Source organism: Streptomyces sp. NPDC028907 (assembly GCF_055564995.1).
In genome coordinates, this window is sequence record NZ_JBVHVE010000008.1 from 434,991 (window position 1) to 456,561 (window position 21,571).

The following is a 21,571-nucleotide window of genomic DNA, read 5'->3' on the forward strand; positions in this document are numbered from 1 at the left end:
CGCCCAGTGGGGTGAGCGAAACCCTCTTGACAATACCCTTGGCGGTGGATAAGGCGCCCGTCAGTGCGGGAGCGACATGGTCCTCACGGACGTGAAACAATCGGACTGGCTCACCGGTATCAACAGCGAGCAGGAGACACAGCACGATGCGCATCGGAGTTCTCACCGCAGGCGGCGACTGCCCCGGCCTGAACGCCGTGATCCGGTCGGTCGTGCACCGAGCGGTCGCGCAGTACGGCGACGAGGTGATCGGCTTCGAGGACGGGTACGCGGGCCTGCTGGACGGCCACTACCGCAGCCTCGACCTGGAGGCCGTCAGCGGCATCCTGGCCCGCGGCGGCACCATCCTGGGCTCGTCCCGCCTGGAGCGCGACCGGCTGCGCGAGGCCTGCGAGAGCGCCATCGACATCGCCCGTGACTTCGGCATCGACGCGCTGATCCCGATCGGCGGCGAGGGCACCCTGACGGCGGCCCGCATGCTGTCGGACGCCGGCCTGCCGGTGGTCGGGGTCCCCAAGACGATCGACAACGACATCTCCTCGACGGACCGCACGTTCGGCTTCGACACGGCCGTGGGCGTCGCCACCGAGGCCATGGACCGCCTGAAGACCACCGCGGAATCGCACCAGCGCGTCATGGTCGTGGAGGTCATGGGCCGGCACGCCGGCTGGATCGCCCTGGAGTCCGGCATGGCGGCCGGCGCGCACGGCATCTGCCTGCCCGAGCGCCCCTTCGACCCGGCCGACCTGGTGAAGATGGTCGAGGAGCGCTTCGCGCGCGGCAAGAAGTTCGCCGTGATCTGCGTCGCCGAGGGCGCCCATCCGGCCGACGGCACCATGGACTACGGCAAGGGCGCGATCGACCAGTACGGCCACGAGCGCTTCCAGGGCATCGGCACGGCCCTCGCCTTCGAGCTGGAGCGCCGCCTCGGCAAGGAGGCCAAGCCGGTCATCCTCGGCCACGTCCAGCGCGGCGGCGTGCCCACCGCGTACGACCGCGTCCTCGCCACCCGCTTCGGCTGGCACGCCGTGGAGGCCGCGCACCGGGGCGACTTCGGCAGGATGACCGCCCTGCGCGGGACCGACATCGTGATGGTGCCGCTGGCCGAGGCCGTGACCGAGCTGAAGACGGTGCCGAAGGACCGGATGGACGAGGCGGAGTCGGTGTTCTAGACCGGGGTCCAGGCCGAGGGCCGGAGCGCGCGGGTTCGGTGCGGGGTCAGGCGGGTCCGGTCCGGGTTCGGTTCAGGCGGTGGCGCCATCGACCGTCGCCCAGAAGTGCTCCACGATCCGGTCCAGGAACTCGCGGCCGGCCGCACTGGACTCGCTGCCGCCGCCACCCCAGCTGAGCGTGGCGGTCATCTGCCCCTGGTAGTTCTGGTGCAGCTGCTGGAGGGCGTCCTCCAACAGGCGCCGGTCCAGGGGCACCATCTTGCCGACCGGGCGGACGTACGCCTGCCAGCGCGTCGTCACGGCACTGCGCAGCAGCTCGGCGAGGGCCCTGTCACGGCCGGTGACGGTGATGAAGTCCGGGACCGTCAGACCGAGGACGTCGGCGAGGGCGGCGGACTGGCGGTCGTTGCCCTGCCAGTCGTCGTTCTCCTCCATGCGCAGGTACGCGAGGAGTTCGTGCCCCACGGTGCGCGCCACGTCCTCGGGTGCGAGGCCACGGGCGAGGCGGTGTTCGCGCAGCGTCCGCGGCTTGCCGAGCAGCTCGCTGGGCGAGCACCACAGCACACCGGCGAGGGCGGTGAGTTCGTTGTTGTCGGGGCAGGTGATCTCCCGTTCCCAGGCGACGACGAGGTCCTGGGTGACGTAGGGCAGACCGTACGACGCGCGCATCCCGTAGGCGACGTGCTCGGGCCCCATGTTGAGGGCGGCGCGGAGTCTGCGGGCGGCGGGGGCGTTGAACGGGGGAGTGGGCGGGGTTCGGCGGCTGGAGCGGTCGGGCTGGTTCGGTTGGGCTTGGGGTCGGCGCACGGGCCACAACGTAGGCCGGGCCGAGAGTCGTGACTACGGTCTGTTCGGCCAGGATTACGGATTGTATGAAGCTACGGCTACTGGCGGGTTCGTTGACGGGTGAGATCTTTTGCGGTGCGGGCCGGGTTCCGGCGCGGGTGCCGCAGGGACGGGGCCGACGTGCGGCGGGCGACCGGTGACGGTCGGTGAACGGCAAGGTCAGGCGGCATATTCGCGAGCGCTTTCCGTTGCCCGTCTCCTGGCGGCTCGCGGCGCCGGCCCCGAAGGGCGCGCAGTGGTGGTCGATCGTACGGCCGGGTGTCGAAATCGAGTGCGTCAACGGGAGGTGGGCCGACAGGTCGGACATAGGGAGTGGCGCGCGGCTCGATCCCGACGGTGCGGCCGGTTCGCGGTGTCCGACGGTGCGGCCGGTACGCGGCACCCGACGGCGCGCCACGCACGCGGCACGACCCAGCCCGCCGCGCGATCACCCCTTCACCCTTTCACCGCCCCGCTCAACGCGAACCCGCCCCCCAGCCGCCGGGCCACCAGCACGTACAGCAGGATCACCGGCGTCGAGTAGATGATCGAGAACGCCGCCAGCTGCCCGTACACCACGGTCCCGCGGTTCCCGAAGAACTCGTTGATGCTCACGGCCGCCGGCATCTGGTCCGGTGTGAGCAGCAGCATGAACGGAACGAAGAAGTTCCCCCACATCATCACGAACGAGAACACCGTCACCACCGCCACCCCCGGCCCCATCAGCGGCAGCACGACCCGCACCAGCGACTGGAGCGACGACGCCCCGTCCGTCCAGGCGGCCTCCTCCAGCTCCTTCGGGACCCCGTCCATGAAGTTCTTCATCAGCCAGATGGCGAACGGCAGTTGGGAGGCGGCGAAGAAGAAGACCGTCCCCTCCATGGTGTCGATCAGGTTCACCTGCACGAAGAGGGCGTACACCGGCACCATGATCGCCGTGATCGGCAGGCTCGTCGCGAACAGGATCGTCAGCAGGAAGGGCCGGTTGAGGCGGGACCGGAACCGGGACAGCGGGTAGGCGGCGAGCGCGGCGCAGACCACCGTCAGCAGTGTCCCGCCGCCGCACAGGAGCAGGCTGTTGAGGAGCGGGGTGAAGGTGATGTCCGGGGTCAGGACCGCGTCGAAGTTGTCCAGGGTGACGCCGTCCGGGACCTTCACCTGAAGGTCGGCGGCGGTGTCCAGCGAGGACAGGACCAGCCACGCCAGCGGAAGCACGAACGCCGCCGCCACCACCAGCAGACCGGCGTCGGCGGCCAGACGGCGGGCGGTGCGCCGCGCGGAGAGAGAGCGAGGCATTCGGCGTCACACCTCCGTTCGCAGCAGCCGCAGGTAGACCACCGAGAACAGGGAGCCCACCACCAGCAGGAGAAGGGCGACCGCCGTGCCGTAACCGATCATGCTCTTCTGGAACGCCTCCTCGTACATGAACAGCGGCAGCGTCTGGCTCTTGCCGCCCGGCCCGCCCCTCGTCATCACCCAGATCAGCCCGAAGACGGACAGGGTCTGGAGGGTGATGAGCATGAGGTTGGTGCCGATGGAACGGCGGATCATCGGGAGGGTGATGTGCCACATACGACGCCAGCCGCCGGCGCCGTCGACCTCGGCCGCCTCCGTGATCTCCTTGGGGATCTCGCCCAGCGCCGCCGAGTAGACCAGCATCGAGAAGGCGGTGCCCCGCCAGACGTTCGCGAACGACACCGCCAGGATCGGAAGCGTGAACAGCCAGTTCTGGGTGGGGAGATGGAGCCAGCCCAGGATGGCGTTCAGGGTGCCTTCGCGGCGGAAGAAGGCGTAGAGGAGAAAGCCGGCGACGACCTCCGGCAGCACCCACGCCGTGATGACGATGGCGCCCACCAGCGTGCGGACCGGCTTGGACGCGCGCTGCATCAACGCGGCCAGGGCCAGGCCCAGCGTGTTCTGGCCGAGCAGCGCGGAGATCACGGTGAACACGAGCGTGAGCCAGACCGCGTTGCGGAACGCCTCGTCGTCGAACGCCGTACGGAAGTTGTCGAAACCGACGAAGGAGTCCTCGGCCTGGCCGGTGAGCTGGAGGTCGGTGAAGGCGATGTAGGCGCAGTAGGCGATGGGCCCGGCGAGGAAGAGGACGAGGAGGACGACGGCGGGGGCGACGGGGAGGGCGCGGGTGAGGGAGCGCAGGAGAGGGGGAGAGGGGGCCTGCTTCATCCGCGGGACCCCGTCCCGGCAGCGCTCACTTCTCGATCACCTGGTCGTCCGTCGCCGACTTCAGCTCCTCGTCGTAGCCCTTCGCCGCCTCCTCCACCGACATGTCACCCGTCGTCACGCCCTCCATCGCCTCCTGGACGGCGGTGGAGACCCTCGGATACGCCGGGTAGGCGGGGCGGTAGTGGGTGCTGGCCACCAGGTCCGTGAAGAATTCGATGCCGGGCTGGGCCTCGATGTACGCGGGGTCGGCGGCGACGTCCTCGCGGACCGCGATGCCGGAGTTGGCGACGTACCACTTCTGGGCGTTCGCCTTCGTCTGCATCGTCTTGATGAACTCGAACGCGAGGTCGGGGTTGGACGCCTTGGCCGGGATGGACCAGGTCCAGCCACCGGACATGCTCACCTTCCCGGGGGCCTGGCCGTTCTGCGTCGGCATGGCGGCGAGGCCGAGCTCGTCGGACCACTCCGGCCACTCGTGGCCGCTGCCGGGGAGCCAGTCCTGGGGGAGCCAGGAGCCGTCGAGGGCGATGGCGAGCTTGCCCTGCGGGAGCCACTCGCCGCGTACCCGGGTCATGACGTTGGGGTCGAGGGCGTCGGAGACGTCCGGGCCGAGCTTCTCCTTGTAGACGGTCTCGACGAACGAGAGGGAGTCCTTGAAGCCCTGGCTTCCGGCGATCCACTTCTTGGCGGACTTGTCGTACAGCGGGTCCGAGGCGCTGGCGCTCGCGCCCGTGCCGTAGAGCAGCATTTCGAACGTCTGCATGGTGGCGGCCTCGCCGACGGGCTTGCCCGTGTACACGTTGAGCGGGATGACGCCCGGGACCTTCTCCTTGACGGCGCGGGCGGCGTCCAGGACCTCGTCCCAGGTCTTCGGCCGCCAGTCGGCGGGCAGACCGGCCTTCTCGAAGATGTCCTTGCTGAACCACAGCCCCCGGGTGTCGGTGCCGTCCGGGACGCCGTACGTCTTCCCGTCCTCGCCCTTGGCGGCCAACTTCGCCGTGTCGATGAACTGTTCCCAGTCCTTCCACTTGGCGAGGTAGGGGTCGAGAGGCTTCAAGTACCCGCTGGTGATGTCCGAGTTGATGAGGAAGGTGTCCTCGTAGACCAGGTCCGGGGCGGTCTTCGGGGAGCGGAGCATCTGCTGCAGCTTGGTGTAGTACTCCGAGTCCGGGGCCTTGATCGGTACGAACTCGACCTTCTTGCCGGGGTTCGCCTTCTCGAACTGCTTCTTGATGTCCGCGAGGTAGGTGTCCATCACCTTGATGGAGTTGTCCGTGGACTGCTTGAAGGAGACCTTGATGGTGTCCGGGTCACTGCCGGAGCCGCTGCCGCACGCGGTGAGGGTGCCTGCGGCGGCGAGGGTGAGGGCGAGGAGCGTGGGGAGAGAGGCGGCGGGGAGGGAGGCGGTGGGGCGCACGGGCATGACCTCCTGCGGGCACTTCGTCGTGGCGCTGGGACGGCTGCCCGGTGAACGTAGGTCGACTGGTCTAGTCAGGTCAATGCGTATGCGCGGTATTGAAGTTGACGGCTTCGGCGGGGGGCGTTCGCTCGGATCAGGGTTCCGGCGGCCTGAAGGCGGGTGGTGCGGGCTCGTGCTCTGTGGAGGGCGCGGCGGTCGGCCAAGGCCAGGTCGCGGCGTACTGGGCCGTGTCGGCTTCGTCCGGGGCGTATGCCCGGGTGAAGGCCTCGACTGCCTGGAGGTTGGTGGTGTGGGCCTCCTCCTCGTGGAGGGCGTCTTGATGGGCCATGGCCAGGTTGCGCAGTGCCCGCCCCCGGCGACTCCTGGCGCGGCCGGTGCTTGCGCAGCACCGCGAACGTCACCGCGGCTGCCTGCCTGGCGGCGATTTCCTGCGAACCCGCCGCGTCGGCCTCCCGCTTGCCCGCGTCCGCTCGGTCGCTGATGCCCCGGATCACCAAGGCATGCAACTGGCCGTTCAGGTGGGCCGCGTGGGCTGCCCCCGAGCCCTCCATCTCGATCGCGCCGACGTCGTTGTAGCTCCTGCGCAGATGCCCGGCGATCTCGGACTCGGCGTCCGCCAGGACCACGTCACCGGTGGCGATCGGCATGAAGTGCGCCCGCACGTCGGGCATGTCCCGCACCGCGGAACGGGCCGCCTGTTCGAGCGCGTGCGAGCCCGGCAGGGCCTTCGGCCGGACCAGGAAACCCTCCGGCGTCTGCTTGCCACCGTGGATCTCGTACACCTGCGTGCCGACGACGACATCCCCGATCCGGACGTCGTGCTTGAGACTGCCGGCCACACCCACGAAGAACACGGCCTCCGGGTGCAGCCAACTGATGAGCTGTGTGGTCAGTGACGCCGCCCGCTCCGCGCCCATGCCCAGCTCGGCGATGGCAATATGCCAAGCAGTGCCGGGCAGTCGGCCCTTCTCGACTCGCGTCCCGTCAGGGTGCACGCGTTCGCGCCGCTCCTCGACGTACGCGCGGACGGCGTCGTATTCGAGAGGGAGCGCGGCCAGGACGAGAGCGGTGGGCTGAGTCTCCGGCACGCTCAACGACGTACAGGCGGGGGAAGGGATTCGAGTGGCGGAACAGGACGTCACGGTGGGGCAGTTGCTGCTCGCCGAGTATCAGAGCGTCAAGGACGAGCAGAAGGCGCGGATCGGGTTCCGGGACAACCTGCTGTACGTGACCCTGGCCGTCGTGGCCGCCGTCATCGCCGCCGCCGCGCAGGCCAAGCAGCCGTCGATGCTGCTCGCGCTGCCCCCGGTGTGCGTGGTGCTCGGGTGGACGTATCTCGTGAACGATCAGAAGATCTCGGCGATCGGCGCGTACGTCCGGGAGCAGTTGGGGCCGCGGCTCGCCGCGCTGGCCCAACCCGGGGGTGGGTTCGAGGCGTTCGGGTGGGAGACCGCCCACCGGGGGGAGGCGCGGCGCGGGTCCCGCAAGGCCGTGCAGCTCGTCGTGGACCTGCTGGCCTTCTGCGGAGTGCCGCTGGCTGCGCTGGTGCTGTTCTGGGTGGATGGAGGGTCCGGGGCGCTGCTCGTCGTGTTGTCGGTGGGGGAGGCGCTGGCTGTGGCCGGATTGGGGTGGCAGGTGGTGCGGTACGCGAGCGGGGCGTGATGGTGATCCAGGGGGTGGTGGGGTCGCCGTACCGGAGGCGTTGGCCGGGCTGCCGCGAGGCCGGGTGGGTTCTGACCGCCCGCCGCCCTCACCGCCCACCCCCGCCCCGAACCCACCGATAGACCAACTCCGGCCGTCCCACCTGCCCATAGACCGGCGCCCGCTCAGCCCTCCCCGCCTCCACCAGATGCTCCAGATACCGTCGAGCCGTGATCCGGGAAATCCCCACGGCCTCGGCGACCCCCGCCGCCGTGAGCCCCTCCTCGGCCTCCCGCACAGCCCCCGTCACCCGCTCCAACGTGGGCCCGCTCAACCCCTTCGGCAGCGCGGCCGGCCCCGGTGCCCGCAGCGCCGCCAGCGCCCGGTCCACCTCGTCCTGCCCGCTCGCCTCCCCCACCGCCGCATGGAACTCGGCGTACCGCACCAGCCGGTCCCGAAGCGTGGCGAACGTGAACGGCTTCAGTACGTACTGCACGACCCCGAGCGACACCCCCTCCCGCACCACGGCCAGGTCCCGGGCCGACGTCACCGCGATCACGTCAGCGTGATGCCCGGCAGCCCGCAGCGAACGCGCCAGTTGCAGTCCGTGCACATCCGGCAGGTGCAGGTCCAGCAGCAGCAGATCCACCGGCGTCCGCTCCAGCGCGCGCCGCGCCTCCGCTCCCGTGTGCGCCTTGCCGACCGCGACGAAGCCCGGCACCCGCCCTACGTACATCGCATGCGCGTCCGCGGCGACCGGATCGTCCTCCACGACCAGCACCCGGATCGCCTGCCCGGCCATCGCCGTCATACGTCACCTCCGGCAACCGCGCTCCCGGTCCCCTGTACGGCCTCGGTCCCCCGCACTGCCTCGTCCTCCCGCACGGCCCCGCCCTCCCGCGAGCGCCCAGCCCCCTCGCCCAGAGGCAGCCGCACCTCGAACTCCGCCCCGCCCCCGGCCGCCTCCGCCACCGTCAGCGTCCCCTCGTGCCGGCTCACCGCCTGCCGTACGAGCGCCAGTCCCAGCCCTCGCCCACCCGGTCCGGCCGGCTTGGTCGAGAATCCGCGTTCGAACACCGCTTCCGCGTGCGCCGGATCCACCCCGGTCCCGGTGTCGGACACCCGCAGCACCAGCCCTGCGCCGTCGGTGTCGTCCGTGTACGCCGTCACCGTCACCCGAGCCCGCACACTCCCCTGCGCCGCGTCCACGGCATTGTCGATCAAGTTACCGAGGATGGTCACCAGGTCGCGCGCCGGGAGTGACGGCGGCAGCAGCCCGTCGTCCAGCCGGCTGTCCTCCGACACCACCAGCTCCACCCCGCGCTCATTGGCCTGCGCCGTCTTCCCCAGCAGCAGTGCGGCCAGCACCGGCTCGCTCACCGCCGCAACCACCTGGTCGGTCAGCGCCTGAGCCAGTTCCAGCTCGGCGGTCGCGAACTCCACCGCCTCCTCGGCCCGCCCCAGTTCGATCAGTGACACGACCGTGTGCAGCCGGTTCGCCGCCTCGTGCGCCTGCGAGCGCAGGGCCTGGGTGAAGCCCCGCTCCGAGTCCAACTCGCCCATGAGCGACTGGAGTTCGGTGACGTCCCGCAGGGTCACCACCGTCCCCCGGCGCTCACCTCCGGACACGGGCGACGTGTTCACCACCAGCACCCGCTCCGCCGCCAGGTGTACCTCGTCCACCCGCGGCTCCGACGCCAGCAGCGCCCCGGTCAGCGGGGCCGGCAGCCCCAGCTCCGCCACCGACGTGCCGACCACGTCCTCCTCGTGCGGGACGCCGAGCAGCTCCCGGCCCCCGTCGTTGATGAGCGCCACCCGGTACTGCCCGTCCAGCATCAGCAGCCCCTCACGCACCGCGTGCAGCGCGGCCTGGTGGTAGTCGTGCATATGGCTCAGCTCGGCCGCGTTCATGCCGTGGGTGTGACGGCGCAGACGCGCGTTGATGACATAGGTGCCGATCGCGCCCAGGGCCAGCGCCCCGCCCGCGACGCCGATCAGGGCCGTCAGCTGATCCTGCACTCGCTTGCTGATCGCCTCGACCCGAATGCCCGCGCTGACCAGGCCGATGATCTCGCCTTCACCGTCTTCCCCGTCGCGGATCGGAACGACCGCGCGCACGGACGGGCCGAGCGTGCCGGTGTACGTCTCGGTGAACGCCTCACCCCTGAGGGCGCGCTCCGTGTGGCCCTGGAAGTGCTGGCCGATCTGCTTCGGGTTGGGGTGCGTCCAGCGGATCCCCGCCGGGGTCATGATCGTGACGAAATCGACCTCGGTGTCACGCTGGACCCGCAGGGCGTACGGCTGGAGCAGGTCCGACGGGTCGGGGGTGTGGATCGCCTCCCGGACGGACGGGGCGTCGGCGATCGACTGTGTCACCGCCATGGCCTGGCGGCGCGCGGACTCCTCGGCCTGGCCGCGGTCACTGACGTAGGTGAAGACGGCGTATCCGGCGACGAGCACCGCTATCAGCACGGCCTGCATGGCGAAGAGCTGGCCGGCCAGGCTACGGGGCCTCGGGACGGGGATGCGCATGCCGCCAGTCTGCCCCATGGCCGATTTTGACCGCCCCCTCGCGGACGAGGGGGATGCCGGACTCGCACAGCCGGTGAACTAAATGAACGGAAGGGTGACCGCCCTCACACGGCGGGAGATAGTCACCGCATCGCTGAATACGACGCCCCCGTCCCCGGGGCGCGACGGCCGGTCAGCGAGACCCCCACACCCCCGGACGTGAGCCGCACGCCGGTGATACCGACGAAGACGTCAAGGAGGGCAGCCGTGGCCGCCGCCAGTTCCCCCGAGAAGGCACCCGTCGCCAAACGGGACCGCACGCACTACCTCTACATCGCGGTGATCATCGCGGTGGCCCTCGGTATCACCGTGGGCCTGGTCGCGCCCGACTTCGCGGTCGAGCTGAAGCCCATCGGCACGGGCTTCGTGAACCTCATCAAGATGATGATCTCGCCGATCATCTTCTGCACGATCGTGCTGGGTATCGGCTCGGTACGGAAGGCCGCGAAGGTCGGCGCCGTCGGCGGTATCGCGCTGGTCTACTTCCTCGCGATGTCGCTCGTCGCCCTCGCCATCGGCCTGGTCGTCGGCAACATCCTGGAGCCGGGCACCGGCCTCGCCGTCACCGACGCCGTCAAGGACGTCGGTCACGCGCAGGTCGACGCCGAGGCCAAGGACACCACCGAGTTCCTGCTCGGCATCATCCCGACCACGATGGTCTCCGCCTTCACCTCGGAATCGGTCCTGCAGACCCTGCTCATCGCCCTGCTCGCCGGTTTCGCGCTGCAGGCCATGGGCTCGGCCGGGGAGCCGATCCTGCGCGGTGTGCAGCACATCCAGCGGCTCGTCTTCCGCATCCTCGCCATGGTGATGTGGGCCGCGCCCATCGGTGCCTTCGGCGCCATCGCCGCCGTCACCGGTTCCGCCGGCCTGGACGCCCTCAAGAGCCTCGCCGTACTGATGCTCGGCTTCTACGTCACCTGCTTCCTCTTCGTCTTCATCGTGCTGGGCGCGCTGCTGCGGGTCGTCGCCGGTCTCAACATCTTCACGCTCTTCAAGTACCTGGGCCGTGAGTTCCTGCTGATCCTGTCGACCTCCTCCTCCGAGTCCGCGCTGCCGCGCCTCATCGCGAAGATGGAGCACCTGGGCATCAGCAAGCCCGTCGTCGGCATCACCGTCCCGACCGGCTACTCCTTCAACCTCGACGGCACCATGATCTACATGACCATGGCGTCCCTGTTCATCGCCGACGCCATGGGTACGCCGATGTCGATCGGTGAGCAGATCCCGCTGCTGCTCTTCCTGCTGGTCGCCTCCAAGGGCGCCGCCGGTGTCACCGGAGCTGGTCTGGCCACCCTGGCCGGTGGCCTCCAGTCGCACAAGCCGGCCCTGGTGGACGGCATCGGCCTCATCGTCGGCATCGACCGCTTCATGAGCGAGGCCCGCGCCCTGACGAACTTCGCGGGCAACGCCGTGGCCACGGTCCTGATCGGCACCTGGACGAAGGAGATCGACCGCGCCCGCGTCGACGAGGTGCTCGCCGGTGCCGTCCCGTTCGACGAGGCGACCCTCCTGGACGACGGCCACGGCGCCCCGGCCGAGGCCGAGGTCCCGGAACAGGGCGGCGAGAAGGAACTCGCCAAGGCCTGATCCCCGGCCCGGGGTCCCCGCTCCGGACGTCCGGCCCCGCCTGAACCGGGGCCGGGCGCCCGGCCATCGCACTCCGGGCGGCTGAGCTGCTCCCCGTCGCTCAGCCGCCCGGTCACCGGGCACCTCGATTCGACTCGACCCGAACGGCCCTCTCCACCCCGCAGGTGGCGAGGGCCGGTCCTTTTCCCCGCTCCCTCCCCTTCCTTCCCCCCGCCCTTGCCCTGACGTCGGCGTCAAGGATTACGTTCGTACGCATGCGAATCGGCGAGCTGGCCGCACGGGCCGGGACCACGACGCGCACGTTGCGCTACTACGAGTCGCGTGGGCTGCTGCCCGCGCGGCGCAGCGGCAACGGCTATCGGAGCTACGACGAGGACGACCTGAAGCTGCTGCGGCAGATCAGGACGTTGCAGGACTTCGGGTTCGACCTGGAGGAGACCAGGCCGTTCGTGGAGTGTCTGCGGGCCGGGCATCCGGAGGGCGACTCGTGTCCCGCCTCACTCGCGGTCTACCGGCGCAAGCTGGACGAGCTCGACGCGCTGATCGGGGAGTTGCAGGCCGTGCGGGCCAAGATCGGTCTGCGGCTGGCGATGGCCGAGGGGGAACCACCGTTGTGCGAACTGGGAGGGCAGGGGCTGTGATCAGGGCGGCAGGCGTGGCCGAGGTGACGGACGCGGACTTCGCGGCGGAGGTGATCGGGGCGGAGCTGCCGGTGCTGGTGGAGTTCACGGCCGACTGGTGTCCGCCGTGCCGGCAGATGGGGCCGGTGCTGACGGCTGTCGCCGGTGAGACCGGGGGCCGGCTGAAGGTGGTCCAGCTGGACGTGGACCACAACCCCGAGACCACGAACGCGTACAAGGTGCTGTCCATGCCGACGTTCATGGTGTTCCGGGGCGGTGAGCCGGTGAAGTCGATGGTGGGCGCCCGCCCGAAGCGGCGTCTGCTGGAGGAGCTGTCCGACGTCCTCTGATCCCGGAACAGAGAAATCCCCCGAGCAATTGCGCTCGGGGGATTTCTCTGCGTATATTCAATGGTTCGCGACTTCAAAGGTTTTGAGTCGCAAAGAAGTTCACTGAACGCAGTATATCCGGCCGGGAGCGGAATTGTCAAACACCGAATTTCAAGACGGTGAAATGCGGCGTGAGCAGGAATTCATCGACGACCTGTACGCCCGCGTGGACGCGCTGCGCGGCGACACCGAGGCCTCCGTCACGGGCGCTCTCGCCCAGGGCAACACACCCATGCAGGCCCGCCTGGAGCGGGACATCCTCGTCGCCGAGCGCTCGGGGCTGCTCGCCGCGCTGAACGCCGTGGACGGATCGCTGTGCTTCGGCCGGATCGACCTGGCCTCGGGCGTCAGCCACCGCATCGGCCGGATCGGCCTGCGCACCGACGACGCCGAGCGCACACCGATCCTCATCGACTGGCGGGCCGACGTCGCCCGCCCCTTCTACCTGGCCACCGGCCACACCCCGATGGGGCTGCGGCGCAGGCGGCACATCACCACCAGCGGCCGTACCGTCACGGCCCTGCACGACGAGATCCTCGACCTGGGCGACGAGCAGCGGACCGGCCACGAGGACCCGACCGGCGACGCCGTGCTGCTCGCCGCGCTCGACGCCGCGCGCACCGGCCGGATGCACGACATCGTGCAGACCATCCAGGCCGAGCAGGACGAGATCATCCGGGCACCCCACCGAGGCGTACTGGTGGTGGAGGGCGGCCCCGGCACCGGCAAGACGGCCGTCGCCCTGCACCGCGCCGCGTACCTGCTCTACGAACACCGCGAACTGCTCGCCAAGCGCGCGGTCCTGATCGTCGGCCCGAACCCCGCCTTCCTCGGCTACATCGGCGAGGTCCTGCCCTCGCTCGGCGAGACGGGCGTCCTGCTGGCCACGGTGGGCGAGCTGTTCCCGGGGGTCCGGGCGACCGCCGCCGACACCCGTGAGGCGGCCGCGGTGAAGGGCCGCGCAGACATGGCGGACGTACTCGCCGAGGTCGTCCGCGACTGGCAGTCGCTGCCGGACCCGGTGATCGCGATCGAGCACGAACGCGAGATCCTCATGCTCGACGACGACCTGGTCAAGGTGGCCCGCGAACGCACCCGGGCCGCGGGGCTCCCGCACAACGTGGCCCGTGAGCACTTCGAGGGGCACATCCTCAACACGCTCACCGAGCTGTACGCCGAACGCGTCGGCACCGACCCGTACGACGGCAGCAGCCTCCTCGACCCCAGCGACATCACCCAGATCCGTGACGAGCTCGCCGAGAACCCCGAGGTCTGGGCGGCCGTCGACCAGTTGTGGCCGGTGCTCACCCCGCAGCGCCTGGTCGCGGACTTCCTCGCCGACCCCGTGGGCTACCTCCCCGACGAGGACGTCGCCGCGATCCGCCGGCCCGTGACGCGAGCGTGGACGGTGGCGGACGTACCGCTCCTCGACGAGGCGGCCGAACTCCTCGGCGAGGACGACCGGCTGGCCCGGGCCCGCGCGGACCGCGAGCGCGAGACGCAGGTGGCGTACGCGCAGGGCGTGCTGGACGTGTCGTACGCCTCGCGGACCTACGAGTTCGAGGACAAGGAGGACGAGGACAGCGAGGTCCTCTCCGCGCACGACATCATCGACGCCGAGCGCTTCGCCGAACGTCAGGAGGAGGACGACCACCGCAGCGCCGCCGAGCGCGCGGCGGCGGACCGTACCTGGGCGTTCGGGCACATCATCGTCGACGAGGCGCAGGAGCTGTCCCCGATGGCCTGGCGGCTGCTGATGCGGCGCAGCCCGACCCGTTCGATGACGCTGGTGGGCGATCCGGCGCAGACCGCGGAGGCGGCGGGTGTCGGTTCCTGGGCAAAGATCCTCGAGCCCTACGTCCAGGACCGCTGGGAGCACACGCGGCTCGGCGTCAACTACCGCACCCCGGCCGAGATCATGGACCTGGCGGCGGCGGTCGTCCGCGACCGGAACCCCGACTTCGAGCCCCCGAGTTCCGTCCGCTCCACCGGCGTACGGCCCTGGGTACGCGCCACCGACGACCTGCCCGGCGCGGTGGCGAAGGCGGTCGGGGAGCTCACGCCGGCCGAGGGGCGGCTCGCGGTCATCGCGCCGCGCCATCTGCACCGCAGGCTCGCTGCGCGGCTGGACGGCGTCCCTGCGGGCGCCGAGCCCGACCTGACCCGGAGCGTCGTGCTTCTCGACCCGCGTCAGTCGAAGGGGTTGGAGTTCGACTCCGTACTGGTGGTCGAGCCGGGGCTGTACGGGACGAGTGACCTGTACGTGGCCCTGACTCGGGCCACTCAGCGGTTGGGGGTGCTGCATACGGGTTCGCTGCCGCGGAGCTTGGCCTGACCTGCCTTTGCCCACCCACCCGTCTCGGTCGGCGGCGGAGCCGCAAATTGACACAGCCCCGCGCCCCTTTCCGGGGCTCCGCCCCAGACCCCGCTCCTCAAACGCCGGAGGGGTGGATCTTTCAGCCCGTCCGGCGTTTGAGGACGAGGCCCGCAGGGCCGATGGCGGGGGTCTGGGGGCGCAGCCCCCAGGGATGGGACGGGTAGGGGCGGCGGGGGCGAAGGACGCTAGGCCGGGCGGAGCCACACCGTTGCCAGTGGCGGCAGCGTCAGTCGGATGCTCGCCGGGCGGCCGTGCCAGCCCTGGGGCTCGGGCTTGACCGGGTCAGGGTTGGTGACGTCGCTGCCGCCGTAGCGCGCGGCGTCGGTGTTCAAGGTCTCGTACCACGCAGGGACGTCGTCCGGAACACCGAGCCGGTAGTCCTGCCGAACCACGGGCGACATGTTCGACACCGCCAGCAGCGGAGCCCCCTCCGCGTCGAAGCGCAAGAACGCGAACACGTTGTCGTCGGCCGCGTCCCCCACGACCCACTGGAACCCGGACGCGTCGGTGTCCCGCTGCCACAGGGCCGGGGTGTGGCGGTAGACCGTGTTGAGGTCGCGGACCAGGTCCCGCACGCCCCGGTGGTCGGGCTCCGCCCCGTACGCCGGATCCAGCAGCCACCAGTCCGGCCCGTGCGCCTCCGACCACTCGGCGCCCTGCGCGAACTCCTGCCCCATGAAGAGCAGTTGCTTGCCCGGGTGGGCCCACATGAAGCCCAGGTAGGCGCGATGGCCGGCGCGCTGCTGCCACCAGTCGCCCGGCATCTTCGACACCAGCGACCGCTTGCCGTGGACCACCTCGTCGTGGGAGATGGGGAGGACGTAGTTCTCGCTGTAGGCGTACACCATCGAGAACGTCATCTCGTCGTGGTGGTACTTGCGGTGCACCGGCTCCTTGGCCATGTACTCCAGCGAGTCGTGCATCCAGCCCATGTTCCACTTCAGTCCGAAGCCGAGGCCCCCGAAGCCGCCCGGACCCGCCACGTGCGTCGGGCGCGTCACACCGTCCCAGGCCGTCGACTCCTCCGCGATCGTCACGACCCCCGGCACCCGCCGGTACACCGTCGCGTTCATCTCCTGCAGGAACGCCACCGCGTCCAGGTTCTCCCGCCCGCCGTGCTCGTTCGGCACCCACTGCCCCGGTTCACGCGAGTAGTCCAGGTAGAGCATGGACGCCACCGCGTCCACCCGCAGCCCGTCGATGTGGAACTCCTCGCACCAGTACAGGGCGTTGGCCACCAGGAAGTTGCGCACCTCGCGCCGCCCGAGGTCGAACTCCAGCGTCCCCCAGTCCGGGTGGGCCGAGCGCAGCGGATCCTCGTGCTCGTACAGCGGACGCCCGTCGAACTCGGCCAGCGCCCAGTCGTCGCGCGGGAAGTGCGCGGGCACCCAGTCCATCAGGACGCCGATGCCGGCCTGATGGAGGGCGTCGACGAGGTACTTGAAGTCGTCCGGGGTGCCGAGCCGGGCCGTGGGCGCGTAGAAGCCGGTGACCTGGTAGCCCCACGAGCCGCCGAAGGGGTGCTCGGCGACCGGCATCAGCTCGACATGGGTGAAGCCCAGGTCCTTGACGTACGCCGGGAGCTGCTCGGCCAGTTGGCGGTACGTCAGCCCCGGGCGCCAGGATGCCAGATGGACTTCGTACACCGAGAACGGCGCCTCGTGCGGCGGCACCGCCCCGCGCCGCGCCAGCCACTGTGCGTCGCCCCACTCGTGCCGTGAGGCGTGCACGATCGACGACGTGTTGGGCGGGGCCTCCGTCCGGCGGGCCAGCGGATCCGCGCGCAGCGTCTTCGAACCGTCGGGCCGGGTGATCTCGAACTTGTACAGCTCGCCCTCACCGATCTCCGGGACGAACAGCTCCCAGACACCCGTGCCGCCGAGCGAGCGCATCGGATACCCGGTGCCGTCCCAGAAGTTGAAGGTGCCGGCCAAGGACACGCCCCGGGCGTTCGGGGCCCACACGGTGAACCGGGTGCCGGTCACGCCCTGGTGCGTCATCGGCTCGGCGCCCAGCGCACGCCACAGCTCCTCGTGCCGTCCCTCACCGATCAGATGCAGGTCCAGCTCGCCCAGCGCGGGCAGGAAACGGTACGCGTCCTCGGTCTCCTGCACGGACCCCTCGTACGCCACGAGGAGCCGATAGCCCTCCGGTACGTCCCGCAGCGGCAGCAGCCCGGAGAAGAACCCCTCCCCGTCGTCGTGCAGTTCCGCCCGCAGGGCCCCAGCGACGACGGTGACCGACAGGGCGTACGGCCTGAAGGCCCGGAAGGCGACTCCGCCGGGCAGCGGGTGGGCGCCCAGCACGGAGTGCGGGTCATGGTGGGTGCCGGTGAGGAGACGGTCGCGGTCGGTGGCGTCGAGTGCGGGGGAGACAGCGACGCCCACGGGGGCCGGGGGCTCGACGGGGGCCGCCTTCTGGGCCGGGATCTTCTTGGGCGCCGTGGCCTTCTGCGCGGGGATCTTCTTGGCGGCGGTCTCCTTCGGGGCGGTGCTCTTCGCCGTCGTCTTCGCCGTGGTCGTCTTCGCGGTCGTCTTCTTCGCCACGGCCTTCTTGGCCACGGCCTTCTTGGCGGCGGCCTTCTTCGCCGGAGCCTTCTTCGCGGTCGTCTTCTTCGCCGCGCCGGCCTTCTTGGCGGCCTTCTTCGTCGTCCCCTTCTTCATGGCCTCCGCGGCCTTCTCGGCGGCCTTCACCGTCTTCGCCGCCGTCTTCGTCGCCACCTTCTTCGCGACGCTCGTCTGCTCGGCCTGCTGTTCCGTCGACTGCTCGGCCGGCTTCTCGGCCGTCTTCTTCGATGCCGAACCGCTGGAGGGAGTGGTGCGGGGGGTCACGGGCGGGGCCTCCTAGGCGAAGGGGGAGAGAGGGGAGTGGAGGAAGCGGGCGTGCCGGTGTCCGCGGCCAGGCGGCTTATGGCGGACAGCGGCACCGGGAGCCAGTCGGGGCGGTGACGGGCCTCGTAGACGACCTCGTAGATCGCCTTGTCGGTCTCGTACGCGCGCAGCAGCACCGGATCGGTCCGTGGATCGACGTCGCTGACCTGCGCGTACCCGGAGCAGTAGGCGGCCCGGCAGGTGTCGGCCCAGCCGGGTATCGGTGGGTCGGCGGAGTGGGCCGCGTAGTCGAAGGACCGCAGCATGCCCGCGACGTCCCGCACCGGCGGCTGCGGCATCCGCCGTTCGGCCAGCGGCTTCGACGGCTCGCCCTCGAAGTCGATCAGCCACCACTGACCGGCCGGCGAGCGCAGGCACTGTCCGAGATGCAGGTCGCCGTGGATGCGCTGGGCGGTCCAGGTGCACCCCTCGGCGGCCAGGTCGGCCAGCGCGGCGAAGGCCGAGCGCAGACCGGGCGCGTAGGGCCGCAGCGCGGGTACGGCCTGCGCGGCCGCCTCCAGCCGCTCGACCATGCCGTCGACCAGCTGCCGCACCTGCGTGTGCCCGAGCGTGACGGTCGGCAGGGTGCGGGCCAGCGCCATGTGCACCTCGGCGGTCGCGCGCCCGAGCGCCCGGGCCGCCGCGGCGAAGTCCTCGCCCTTGGCCAGTTCGCGCAGCGCCAGCTCCCAGCCGTCCGCGGCGCCCTGCACGAACGGCTGGAGCACACCGAGGACGTACGAGTCGCCCGCCAGCTCCGCGCCGATCCACGCCGTCGGCGCGGGCACCCGGTCGCAGCCCTCCCGGGCCAGCGCCAGCGGCAGCTCCAGGTCGGGATTGACGCCGGGCACGACCCGGCGCAACAGCTTCAGGATGAACGTATCGCCGTAGACGACGGACGAGTTGGACTGTTCGGAGGTGACCAGGCGCGGCACCAGGCCGGACCGGATGTCCTGGCCGGCGTCGCGTTCGAAGCGCAGCCCGCCGATCCGGGCCCCGGTGCGCAGTGCCTCCAGGAGCAGTTCGGTGGGACGGGTGTCGTACAGGGCGTCGTACACCGTGCGTCCGGCGAGCGGGCCCTTCGCCACGTGTCCGATCAGGGCGGGCGCCAGCCGGGGCGGCAGCGCCTCGCGGTCGCCTATGAGGAGCTGGTAGCAGTCCGCGGGCTGCTCGGGTGCGCCCGGCACCGGCGCGAGGGCCTGGTGCGCGCGCACGAGCAGGTGGTACAGGCCCAGCTTGCCGCCGGGCGGCAGCAGCTCGGTGGCCGCCACCAGCGAGAACCCGGTGACCGGACGTCCCTTGCCCGCGAACCAGCGCTGCCGTGGCAGCCACTCCCGCAGCAGGGGATCCAGCGAGGCGAGGAGACCTGGTGAGGTCGTGAGGGTGCGGGTGACGGCTTTCGACATGGCGTCACGTCCTTTCCCCGTGCCGGTCGGGGTGGTTACTGATGCGTGCCCCGGGCGGGGCGGAGGAAACCGCCCCGCCCGGGCTCTCAGACGGCGTCCTTGCGCAGCCGGAACCAGTAGAAGCCGTGGCCACCGAGCGTCAGCAAGTACGGCAGTTCACCGATGGCCGGGAATCGCACCCCGCCGGACAGCTCGACCGGATGCCGCCCGTTGAACCTGCGGAGATCCAGTTCCGTCGGCTGCGCGAAGCGGGAGAAGTTGTTCACGCACAGCACGAGATCGTCCTCGTATTCACGCAGGAAGGCGATCACGGCCGGATTCGACGACTGGAGTTCGGTGTAGGAACCGAGTCCGAAGGCCGGGTTCTGTTTGCGGATCTCGATCATGCGGCGCGTCCAGTGCAGCAGAGAGGACGGCGAGGACATCGACGCCTCGACATTCGTCACCTGGTAGCCGTAGACGGGGTCCATGATCGTGGGCAGGAAGAGCCGCCCTGGGTCGCTGGACGAGAACCCGGCGTTGCGGTCCGGGGTCCACTGCATGGGGGTGCGGACGGCGTCGCGGTCGCCGAGCCAGATGTTGTCGCCCATGCCGATCTCGTCGCCGTAGTAGAGGATCGGCGAGCCGGGGAGTGACAGCAGCAGGGCGGTGAACAGCTCGATCTGGTTGCGGTCGTTGTCGAGCAGCGGGGCCAGTCGGCGCCGGATGCCGATGTTGGCGCGCATCCGCGGGTCCTTGGCGTACTCCGCGTACATGTAGTCGCGCTCTTCGTCGGTGACCATTTCCAAGGTCAGCTCGTCGTGGTTGCGCAGGAAGATGCCCCACTGGCAGCCGGAGGGGATGGCCGGCGTCTTGGCGAGGATTTCCGAGACCGGATAGCGGGATTCCCGCCGTACGGCCATGAAGATGCGGGGCATGACCGGGAAGTGGAAGGCCATGTGGCATTCGTCGCCGCCGCTGCGGAAGTCGCCGAAGTAGTCGACGACGTCCTCCGGCCACTGGTTGGCCTCCGCCAGCAGCACCGTGTCCGGGTACTGGGCGTCGATCTCCTTCCGCACCCGCTTCAGGAAGTCATGGGTGGCGGGGAGGTTCTCGCAGTTCGTGCCTTCCTCCGCGTACAGATAGGGCACCGCGTCCAGCCGGAATCCGTCGATTCCCAGGTCCAGCCAGAACTTCAGCGCCGAGAGGATCTCCTCCTGCACCGTCGGGTTCTCGTAGTTCAGGTCCGGCTGGTGGGAGAAGAAGCGGTGGAAGAAGTACTGCTTGCGGACCGGGTCGAAGGTCCAGTTGGAGGCCTCGGTGTCGACGAAGATGATGCGGGCGTCGGCGTACGCCTTGTCGTCGTCGGCCCAGACGTAGTAGTCGCCGTACGGGCCGTCCGGGTCCTTTCGCGACTCCTGGAACCACGGGTGCTGGTCGCTGGTGTGGTTCATGACGAAGTCGATGATGACCCGCATACCGCGCTGGTGTGCGGAGTCCACGAAGTCCACGAAATCGGCCAGGTCGCCGAACTCGGGCAGCACGGACGTGTAGTCGGAGACGTCGTAACCGCCGTCCCTGAGAGGCGATTTGAAGAAGGGCGGCAGCCACAGGCAGTCGACGCCGAGCCATTGCAGGTAGTCGAGTTTGGCGGTCAGGCCCTTGAGGTCGCCGACACCGTCGCCGTTGGAGTCCTGGAAGGAGCGGACCAGTACCTCGTAGAAGACGGCGCGCTTGAACCAATCCGGGTCACGATCCTTGGCAGGAGTGTCCTCGAAGGTGTCCTGAACGGGCTCGTTGACGATCATTTTTTGGGTGACCCTCCGATCTGCGGGGTGGACGGTCGCAGGACGGTGAGGATGTGCGCGGGACGAGTGCCCGGTTCGAGACGCACGTAGTTCGCCCTGCCCCAGTGGTAGGTCTCGCCGGTGAGCTCGTCGCGCACCGGCACCGACTCGTGCCAGTCCAGGCCGAGTTGCGGCATGTCCAACGAGACCGTGGCCTCCTGGGTGTGGTGCGGGTCGAGGTTGACGACCACCAGAACCGTGTTCGAACCGCTTCGCTTCGAGTACGCGATCACCGCTTCCTTGTCCGCGTGGTGGAAGTGGAGGTCACGCAACTGCCGCAGGGCCGGATTCGCCCTCCGGACGGCGTTGAGCTGGGTGATCAGGGGTGTGATGGTGCGGCCCTCGCGCTCGGCGGTGGCCCAGTCGCGGGGGCGTAGCTGGTACTTCTCGGAGTGGAGGTACTCCTCGCTGCCCTTGCGCAGGGGGGTGTTCTCGCACAGTTCGTAGCCGCTGTAGATGCCCCAGGTGGGGGAGAGGGTGGCGGCGAGCACGGCGCGCAGTTCGAAGGCGGGGCGGCCGCCCCGCTGGAGGAACTCGTGGAGGATGTCGGGGGTGTTGGCGAAGAAGTTCGGCCGCATGTAGGAGGCGGCCTCGCCGGAGAGTTCGGTGAGGTATTCGGTGAGTTCCTGCTTGCTGTTGCGCCAGGTGAAGTAGGTGTACGACTGCTGGAAGCCGATCTGGGC

General features: G+C 70.0%; 16 protein-coding genes and 1 pseudogene. 6 read left to right on the forward strand and 11 right to left on the reverse strand.

The window, feature by feature from the left end:
* The first annotated feature begins 146 nt into the window (after positions 1–146).
* The gene (locus ACZ4UU_RS26470) at positions 147–1,172 is read left to right on the forward strand and encodes an ATP-dependent 6-phosphofructokinase (RefSeq protein ID WP_234765261.1); all 1,026 of its coding nucleotides are present in this window, start codon (positions 147–149) and stop codon (positions 1,170–1,172) included.
* 72 nt (positions 1,173–1,244) lie between these two features.
* Here the strand turns inward: ACZ4UU_RS26470 and ACZ4UU_RS26475 are convergent, their stop codons facing one another.
* The 5 genes and pseudogenes from ACZ4UU_RS26475 to ACZ4UU_RS26495 form a co-directional block, all read right to left on the reverse strand.
* On the reverse strand, positions 1,245–1,988 hold the full coding sequence (locus ACZ4UU_RS26475) for a helix-turn-helix domain-containing protein (RefSeq protein WP_471905833.1): 744 nt from the start codon (positions 1,986–1,988) through the stop codon (positions 1,245–1,247).
* Positions 1,989–2,453: 465 nt separating this feature from the next.
* Positions 2,454–3,293, reverse strand: coding sequence for a carbohydrate ABC transporter permease (locus ACZ4UU_RS26480; protein WP_471905834.1), 840 nt, complete (start codon positions 3,291–3,293; stop codon positions 2,454–2,456).
* 6 nt (positions 3,294–3,299) lie between these two features.
* Positions 3,300–4,181: a carbohydrate ABC transporter permease gene (locus tag ACZ4UU_RS26485; RefSeq protein ID WP_471905835.1), complete on the reverse strand. Its 882-nt coding sequence runs from the start codon at positions 4,179–4,181 to the stop codon at positions 3,300–3,302.
* A gap of 25 nt (positions 4,182–4,206) precedes the next feature.
* Complete coding sequence (locus tag ACZ4UU_RS26490) at positions 4,207–5,604, reverse strand: extracellular solute-binding protein (protein WP_471905836.1); 1,398 nt, start codon at positions 5,602–5,604, stop codon at positions 4,207–4,209.
* Between the two features lie 284 nt (positions 5,605–5,888).
* Positions 5,889–6,695: pseudogene (locus ACZ4UU_RS26495) on the reverse strand (5'-methylthioadenosine/S-adenosylhomocysteine nucleosidase family protein); the annotation flags it as partial.
* Between the two features lie 28 nt (positions 6,696–6,723).
* On the opposite strand from ACZ4UU_RS26495, the gene ACZ4UU_RS26500 reads away from it, so the two are divergent.
* Entirely contained in the window at positions 6,724–7,263 is a 540-nt protein-coding gene (locus ACZ4UU_RS26500) for a hypothetical protein (RefSeq protein ID WP_471905837.1), read from the forward strand.
* 88 nt (positions 7,264–7,351) lie between these two features.
* Here the strand turns inward: ACZ4UU_RS26500 and ACZ4UU_RS26505 are convergent, their stop codons facing one another.
* Both ACZ4UU_RS26505 and ACZ4UU_RS26510 read right to left on the reverse strand, forming a co-directional pair.
* Positions 7,352–8,053: a response regulator gene (locus ACZ4UU_RS26505; RefSeq protein ID WP_471905838.1), complete on the reverse strand. Its 702-nt coding sequence runs from the start codon at positions 8,051–8,053 to the stop codon at positions 7,352–7,354.
* Entirely contained in the window at positions 8,050–9,774 is a 1,725-nt protein-coding gene (locus tag ACZ4UU_RS26510; protein ID WP_471905839.1) for a sensor histidine kinase, read from the reverse strand. The genes ACZ4UU_RS26505 and ACZ4UU_RS26510 overlap by 4 nt, the downstream gene beginning before the upstream one ends.
* A 246-nt stretch (positions 9,775–10,020) precedes the next feature.
* Here ACZ4UU_RS26510 and ACZ4UU_RS26515 point away from each other — a divergent pair, with 246 nt between their 5' ends.
* The 4 genes from ACZ4UU_RS26515 to ACZ4UU_RS26530 all read left to right on the forward strand — a co-directional run bounded on the left by ACZ4UU_RS26515 (position 10,021) and on the right by ACZ4UU_RS26530 (position 14,747).
* Positions 10,021–11,403, forward strand: coding sequence for a cation:dicarboxylate symporter family transporter (locus ACZ4UU_RS26515; protein WP_471905840.1), 1,383 nt, complete (start codon positions 10,021–10,023; stop codon positions 11,401–11,403).
* Positions 11,404–11,657: 254 nt separating this feature from the next.
* Complete coding sequence (locus ACZ4UU_RS26520; RefSeq protein WP_471905841.1) at positions 11,658–12,044, forward strand: MerR family transcriptional regulator; 387 nt, start codon at positions 11,658–11,660, stop codon at positions 12,042–12,044.
* 14 nt (positions 12,045–12,058) lie between these two features.
* Positions 12,059–12,373, forward strand: a complete 315-nt coding sequence (locus tag ACZ4UU_RS26525) for a thioredoxin family protein (protein ID WP_471905842.1) — start codon at positions 12,059–12,061, stop codon at positions 12,371–12,373.
* Between the two features lie 163 nt (positions 12,374–12,536).
* The gene (locus ACZ4UU_RS26530; RefSeq protein WP_471905843.1) at positions 12,537–14,747 is read left to right on the forward strand and encodes a HelD family protein; all 2,211 of its coding nucleotides are present in this window, start codon (positions 12,537–12,539) and stop codon (positions 14,745–14,747) included.
* Positions 14,748–14,974: 227 nt separating this feature from the next.
* Here the strand turns inward: ACZ4UU_RS26530 and glgB are convergent, their stop codons facing one another.
* The 4 genes from glgB to ACZ4UU_RS26550 form a co-directional block, all read right to left on the reverse strand.
* Positions 14,975–17,620: a 1,4-alpha-glucan branching enzyme gene (glgB, locus tag ACZ4UU_RS26535; RefSeq protein ID WP_471905844.1), complete on the reverse strand. Its 2,646-nt coding sequence runs from the start codon at positions 17,618–17,620 to the stop codon at positions 14,975–14,977.
* Positions 17,617–19,062, reverse strand: a complete 1,446-nt coding sequence (locus ACZ4UU_RS26540) for a maltokinase N-terminal cap-like domain-containing protein (protein ID WP_471905845.1) — start codon at positions 19,060–19,062, stop codon at positions 17,617–17,619. The genes glgB and ACZ4UU_RS26540 overlap by 4 nt, the downstream gene beginning before the upstream one ends.
* 86 nt (positions 19,063–19,148) lie before the next feature.
* A complete protein-coding gene (treS, locus tag ACZ4UU_RS26545; protein ID WP_471905846.1) occupies positions 19,149–20,849 on the reverse strand; it encodes a maltose alpha-D-glucosyltransferase in 1,701 nt (566 codons plus the stop codon).
* Positions 20,846–21,571, reverse strand: a 726-nt coding sequence (locus ACZ4UU_RS26550; protein ID WP_471905847.1) for an alpha-amylase family glycosyl hydrolase, incomplete at its 5' end; no start/stop codon positions are given. The genes ACZ4UU_RS26550 and treS, both read right to left, overlap by 4 nt.